3 protein-coding genes (1 of these 3 only partly in view) are annotated in these 6,631 nt (G+C 68.8%); 2 read left to right on the forward strand and 1 reads right to left on the reverse strand.

Annotated elements, in window-relative coordinates:
- On the forward strand, positions 1 to 5,185 hold the end of the coding sequence (locus WKC72_RS22740) for a non-ribosomal peptide synthase/polyketide synthase (RefSeq protein ID WP_370179340.1). The gene continues 24,362 nt to the left of window position 1, outside the view; the window shows 5,185 of its 29,547 coding nt (coding positions 24,363–29,547); its start codon lies off the left edge, out of view; it ends in the stop codon at positions 5,183 to 5,185.
- A 534-nt stretch (positions 5,186 to 5,719) separates the two neighbouring features.
- Here WKC72_RS22740 and WKC72_RS22745 read toward each other — a convergent pair.
- Positions 5,720 to 6,058, reverse strand: a complete 339-nt coding sequence (locus WKC72_RS22745) for an RNA polymerase-binding protein RbpA (protein WP_005255751.1) — start codon at positions 6,056 to 6,058, stop codon at positions 5,720 to 5,722.
- Positions 6,059 to 6,230: 172 nt separating this feature from the next.
- On the opposite strand from WKC72_RS22745, the gene WKC72_RS22750 reads away from it, so the two are divergent.
- Complete coding sequence (locus WKC72_RS22750) at positions 6,231 to 6,563, forward strand: hypothetical protein (RefSeq protein ID WP_037232199.1); 333 nt, start codon at positions 6,231 to 6,233, stop codon at positions 6,561 to 6,563.
- Positions 6,564 to 6,631 lie beyond the last annotated feature (68 nt).

Genomic DNA, 6,631 nt, shown 5'->3' on the forward strand with positions numbered 1-6,631 from the left:
CGCCCGCCCGGACGGTCACCGCGACCCGGCCTACCTGGCGGACCTGATGCGTCAGCAGCGCGTCACGACAGCACATTTCGTGCCGTCCCTGTTGGAGGCCTTCGTGGCGACCCCGGGTGCGGGGGAGCAGCCCGCCCTGCGGCGGGTGCTGTGCATCGGCGAGGCGCTGCCCGTCGACACCGCCGCCCGCTTCCGCCGCCGGTTCGGGACCGTCGCGCTGCACAACCTGTACGGGCCCACCGAGGCCGCCGTGTCCGTGACCGCCTGGACACACACCGAGACCGACGTCGACACCGTTCCCATCGGCGGACCCGAGTGGAACACGCAGGTGTTCGTGCTGGATGCCCGGCTCAACCCGGTCCCCGTCGGGGTGGCGGGTGAGCTGTACCTGGCCGGTGAGCAGCTGGCCCGCGGCTACGTCGCTCGCGCCGACCTGACGGCCGAACGTTTCGTGGCCAACCCCTTCGGCGGATCCGGTTCGCGGCTCTACCGCACCGGCGACGTGGTCCGCTGGCGCGTCCGGGACAGCACGGGCGTCCTCGAGTACCTCGAGCGCTCCGACTTCCAGGTGAAGGTCCGCGGGTTCCGCATCGAACTCGGCGAGATCGAGTCCGCACTGGTCGCGAGCGCGGGGGTGGGGCAGGCCGTCGTCGTCGCCCACCAGCACCCGCACACCGGGACCGCCCTGGTCGCGTACGTGGTCCCCGAGGACGGCGCCACCGTCGACTCCGCCGTGGTGCTGGCCGAGGTCGGCGGCGCGGTGCCGAGCTACATGGTGCCCGCTGCCCTCGTCGTGCTCGCGCAACTGCCCCTGACCTCGAACGGCAAACTCGACCGCAAGGCCCTCCCCGCACCCGACTTCGCCTCGGCGACGGTCGAATACCGCGCTCCCGCGACACCCACGGAGGAAGCGGTTGCGGCTGTGTTCGCCGACGTGCTCGGCGTAGAACAGGTCGGTACCGCCGCGAACTTCTTCGACCTCGGTGGCAACTCCCTCGTCGCCACCCGGGTGATCGCCCGGCTGTCCGAGCGACTCGGGCGCCGTGTGGAGATTCGAACCCTGTTCGAGGCGCCCACCGTCGCCGCCCTTGCGGCACTGCTGGATTCGATCGAGGCGACCGCACCCGCCCGCCCGGCGCTGACACCGGCGGTGCGCCCCGAACGGATTCCGCTGTCGTCGGCGCAACACCGGATGTGGTTCCTCAACAGGTTCGACCCGAACTCCGCGGTGCACAACATTCCCGTGGCGGTCCGGCTGTCGGGCGCGCTGGACGTCGACGCACTGCAGCATGCGGTCGCCGACGTCGTCGGCAGGCACGAGTCGCTGCGGACGGTGTACCCGGACTCCGCCGACGGCCCGCACCAGGTGATCCTGCCCACCGACCGGGTGGGGGGCGCACTGTCCGTCGTCACGGCGGACGAGGCTGCGCTGCCCGCGCTGATCGCCGGCCTGGCGACCACCGGATTCGACGTCACCACGGAGGTTCCGGTGCGGGTGCGGGTCTTCCGCATGTCCGCGACGGAGCACGTTCTCGCCTTGGTGGTCCATCACATCTCCGGCGACGGCTGGTCGATGGCGCCGATGGTGCGGGACGTGATGACGGCGTACGCGGCGCGGTCGGCGGACACGACGCCCGACTGGGCGCCGTTGCCGGTGCAGTACGCCGACTACGCACTGTGGCAGCGGGCGCTTCTCGGCGACGAGACCGATCCCGAATCGGTCTCGTCGCGGCAACTCGCGTTCTGGACGCAGACCCTGGCGGGCGCACCGGATCAGCTGGACCTGCCCACCGACCGCCCGCGTCCCGCGGTCGCGTCGTACCGGGGCGGCACCGTCGACTTCGCCGTGCCGGCCGACCTGCACGGCACGCTCCTGGGTGTGGCGCGGGACGCGAACGCGTCCCTGTTCATGCTCGTGCACTCGGCGCTCGCGGTGTTGCTGAGCCGACTCTCCGGCACCGGGGACATCGCGATCGGCACCCCCGTCGCGGGTCGTGGCGAACGCGAACTCGACGACTTGATCGGCATGTTCGTCAACACGCTGGTCCTGCGCCAGCAGGTCGACGGAGGCCGGACCTTCGCCGAAGTGGTCGCCGACGTGCGCGAGACCGATCTCGCCGCCTTCTCCCACGCGGACGTTCCGTTCGAGCGCCTCGTGGAGGTCGTCAATCCGTCGCGGTCCACCGGGCGGCATCCCCTGTTCCAGGTGATGCTCACGTTCCAGAATCTCGACCAGGCGACCCTTCAACTGGGTGACCTGTCGGTGAGCGGCGTCGACTTCGATGTCGACATCGCCAAGTTCGACCTGCAGCTCACCCTGATGGAGCAATTCGACTCCGAGGGAAGTCCGGACGGGATCGCAGCCCGCCTCACGTACGCCTCCGACCTGTTCGACGAGCCGTCCATGCACGTGTTCGGACAGCGGTTCCTGCAGGTTCTGCGGGCGGCCGCCGACGGTCCGGACACCGCGGTCGGCGACATCGACGTCCTCGGCAGCGGCGAACGGAAGCAGATCGCCGCCACCAACGCGACATCGCACGATGTGCCCGCCGGCACCCTGGCGTCGCTGTTCGACACGAGGGTCGCGGCGGGCCCCGACCGGATCGCGCTGATCTTCGACCGGGACGAGTTGACGTACGCCGACTTCGACGCCCGCGGGAACAGGCTGGCGCGCCGACTGATCGAGCAGGGCGTCGGCCCCGAGTCGGTGGTGGCGGTTGCGATGCGCCGTTCGATCGATCTGCTCGTCGCGATCTACGCCGTCGTGAAGGCCGGCGGCGCCTACCTGCCGGTGGATCCGGACCATCCGGCCGAGCGCACCGCGCATGTACTCGACACCGCACAGCCGGCATGTGTGCTGGTCAGCGGTGCCGGACTCCCCGGCGGCGGATCGGTCCCCGTCATCGACGTCGCGTCCGAGGACGTCTCCGGCTTCGACAGCTCGCCCGTCACCGACGCGGACCGGCTGTGGCCGCTGACCCCGGCGAACACGGCGTACGTGATCTTCACGTCCGGCTCGACGGGCCGGCCGAAGGGTGTCGCGGTCACCCATGGTGCGATCGTGAACCGCCTGCTGTGGATGCAGCACGAATACACCCTGACCGGCGCGGACGTCGTCCTGCAGAAGACTCCGGTGACGTTCGATGTGTCGGTGTGGGAGCTGTACTGGCCGCTGCAGGTCGGTGCCACGCTGGTGATCGCCGCGCCCGACGGACACCGCGATCCGCGGTACCTGACGGGGCTGATCCAGGAACGTCACGTGACGACCACCCACTTCGTGCCGTCGATGCTGTCGGTGTTCACTGCGGAACCGGCTGTGGCGGAATGTGATTCGTTGCGGTTGGTGTTCTGTTCGGGTGAGGCGTTGACGCCGGAGCAGGTGTTGCGGTTCCGGGCGGTCAGTGCTGCTGAGCTGCATAATTTGTACGGGCCGACGGAGGCCGCGGTCGACGTGACGTATTGGGAGACCGGTGCTGCGGATACGGTGACGGTGCCGGTCGGGCGTCCGGTGTGGAACACGCAGTTGTATGTGCTCGATGCGCGGTTGCATCCGGTGCCGAGCGGGGTGGCGGGGGAGTTGTATCTGGCGGGTGATCAGCTGGCGCGGGGGTATCTGAATCGTCCGGATCTGTCGGCGGATCGGTTCGTGGCGAACCCGTTTGTTGCGGGTGGGCGGATGTATCGCACGGGGGATCTGGTGCGTCGCCGCGCGGATGGGGTTGTGGAGTATGTGGGGCGTACCGATTTCCAGGTGAAGTTGCGGGGGCAGCGGATCGAGTTGGGGGAGATCGAGGCGGCGCTGGAGACGCATCCGGATGTGGTGCAGGCGGTGGTGGTGGTGCACGGCGACGACCGCGGTGAGGACGCCCTGGTGGCGTACCTGGTGGGGCGGCGGGCGGCCGACTGGTCCGACGTGCGCGCACACCTGTCCGCCCGCGTCCCGTCGTACATGATCCCGGCGCACGTCGTGCACCTCGACGCCCTGCCGCTGTCGGTGAACGGCAAACTCGACCGCAAGGCCCTGCCCGCACCGGCCGCCCGGTCGGCGGCCGACGAGTACCAGGCGCCGCGAACGGCGGCCGAGCGCGCTGTCGCCACGGTGTTCGCCGACGTGCTCGGGATCGACCGTGTGGGAGTCACGGACAGCTTCTTCGACCTCGGCGGCAACTCGCTGATCGCCACCCGGGTCGCGTCCGCGCTCGGGTCCGAGCTGGGAATCGACTTTCCGCTGCAATGGATGTTCAGCGATCCCACGCCGCAGTCGCTGGGACAGCGCATCCAGAAGTGGACGAACGACGGGGTCGACGGTGCCGGCGCGTCACTCGACGTGCTTCTGCCGATCCGCACGAGAGGGACGGCGGAGCCGCTGTTCTGTGTGCACCCGTTCATCGGGCTCGCGTGGAGCTACGCGGGACTCGGCCGCGAGCTGACCCAGGACCGGCCGATCTACGGGCTGCAGTCGCCGGCGCTGACCGAGGACGAGCCGCATCCGGAGACGATCACCGATTTCGCCGGCCGCTACGTCCGGGAGATCCGGTCGATCCAGCCGCACGGCCCGTACCACCTGGTGGGGTGGTCGCTGGGCGGGGTCATCGCTCACGAGATGGCAGTGCAGTTGCAGGACGCCGGTGAAGAGGTGCGTCTGCTGGGGCTCCTTGACAGCTACGTCGGGATCGACCGCAGTGTGGAGAACTCCGCGACCACCGCCGATCTTCTCGGCGGTGTCGGCCTGGACCTCCCGGACGACAGTGTGCTCGACGAACTCGCGCCGGACGGGCAGTTCGACGCCGAGCGGGCCGCGGCTCTGCTGCGGGTCGTCGGAGGGCCGCTGGCGGCGCTGACCGCTGCGGAGCTGGAGCGGATCTACGGCAATGCGCTGCGGGCCCCCGAACTGATCGACGCACACCGTCCGAGGGTGTTCGACGGCGATCTGGTGTTCTTCACCGCCGCCCTCGACGACGGCTTCCACGTGGACCCGGTGACCTGCTGGGGCCGGTTCGTGAACGGGAACATCGACGAGCATCCGGTGGACGCGACGCACTGGACGATGACGACGCCGGACGCTCTCGCCGCGATCGCACCGCACCTCGAGCGTTCGCGCCGCCGGCCGCGGCATGCCGCACCCGACACCGGCAAGGACAGCGATCCCGACGACAGCGCGAACCGACCGCACTCGGTGCGCTGACCGCACCACCACCGCCCGACAGACCGGAAGGTTTGGTTTGGGCGGTGGTGGGGGAATACCACGAAATGTGAGCGGTTGTACTGGAAACGAGCGGTTGACCACCCGAAATGTCGTGGACGCCCGACCGGCCGTGGTTTCGGGGTGCCGATTTCATACCCCAGGTGTGAGATCTACCCGAAGAGAAGACCAAACCCTTGACTCCGCGGTACCGAATAGTAGATTGAGAGCGGTCATGTGACCTACCTCTCAAACGGTATGGAAGCCCGAGAGGTCGGTCATACGTGGTTTCTTCGACTGCGTGTTCGGGGCGTGACGCTCGGTGCTTTGTGTGCTCGGAATGTAACGCGCCCGCGTTCAGCAGATCGGAGTACTTGGATGAGTCCTGTCGAGACGGTGACCAGCCCAGTGACCAACAGAAGCTTGTCCGTGTCGAACACCCCGTCCGCGCCGAAGCCGGGGTCGCAGCCTCCCCGGACGCGGCGAACGCCGCCCCGGCAGAGCCGAGACGGCGTTCGTACGGTTCGGTTGCCTGTGTCAGGCTCCGCGGCGCTTCGCCTTCAGCAGGTCGAGGCGCTCCTTCAGCAGCTCCTCCAGTTCCTCCTTGGAACGGCGTTCGAGCAGCATGTCCCAGTGGGTACGCGGCGGCTTGACCTTCTTGGCCTCGGGTGCAGTCCCCTCGACCAGGGTTCCCTCGAGGCCGTTGCGGCACAGCCACGTGCCGGGAATCTCGGCATCGTCGGCGAAGGGAATGTCGAAGACCTCACCGTTGTCGCACCGGTACTTTGCCATCCGACGGGGTGCGAGGTCGTGGTCACGGTCGGTCTCGTAGCTCACCGCTCCGAGTCGACTCCCTCGAAGTACGCGATCTGCCATGGTTGTGTCCTCTCCTCGATCGTCTCCGCGCGAGTACGCCTGGACCAGAACCAAGCGTTCACACTCATCTACAACGCCACGGCCTCCCGATTGGTTCCCGCACGCCGCGCAGATGCAACCTCGACATCTTACCGGGCGGGCCGTGGGGCGCCGCGCAGTAAGGTGGTTGACCATGACCGGCGCCTCCCGCAGACCCGATTCCTGCGTGTGGTGCGGCCGGGAAGTGGCCGAGACGGGGATGGGGCGCCGCCGCCGGTACTGCCGCCAATCCTGCCGGCAGCGCGCGTACGAGCAGCGCAACCAGGTCAAGGGCACGAGCATCCCCGCCGATGCGGTGGTGCTCACCTCGGAGGAAGCCTCCGCTATGGTCGACCGAATTTTCCAGGTTCGATGTGCCGCCGAGGACGTGGCGACAGCCGTTGCCGAAGGTGCGGCGGCCCATGAGGTGGAGTCCCTGTGCGCCGACCTCGTGCAACTCGCACGTGAGGCCGAACGCTTCCGCTGAGCCTCGGACAGAGGCGGGGGAGCGTAGGACGCACTCTGCTCGACCGGTCCGACCGTCGCCCGTCGATG

Source organism: Rhodococcus wratislaviensis, from assembly GCF_041228765.1.
Lineage (GTDB): Bacteria > Actinomycetota > Actinomycetes > Mycobacteriales > Mycobacteriaceae > Rhodococcus_F > Rhodococcus_F wratislaviensis.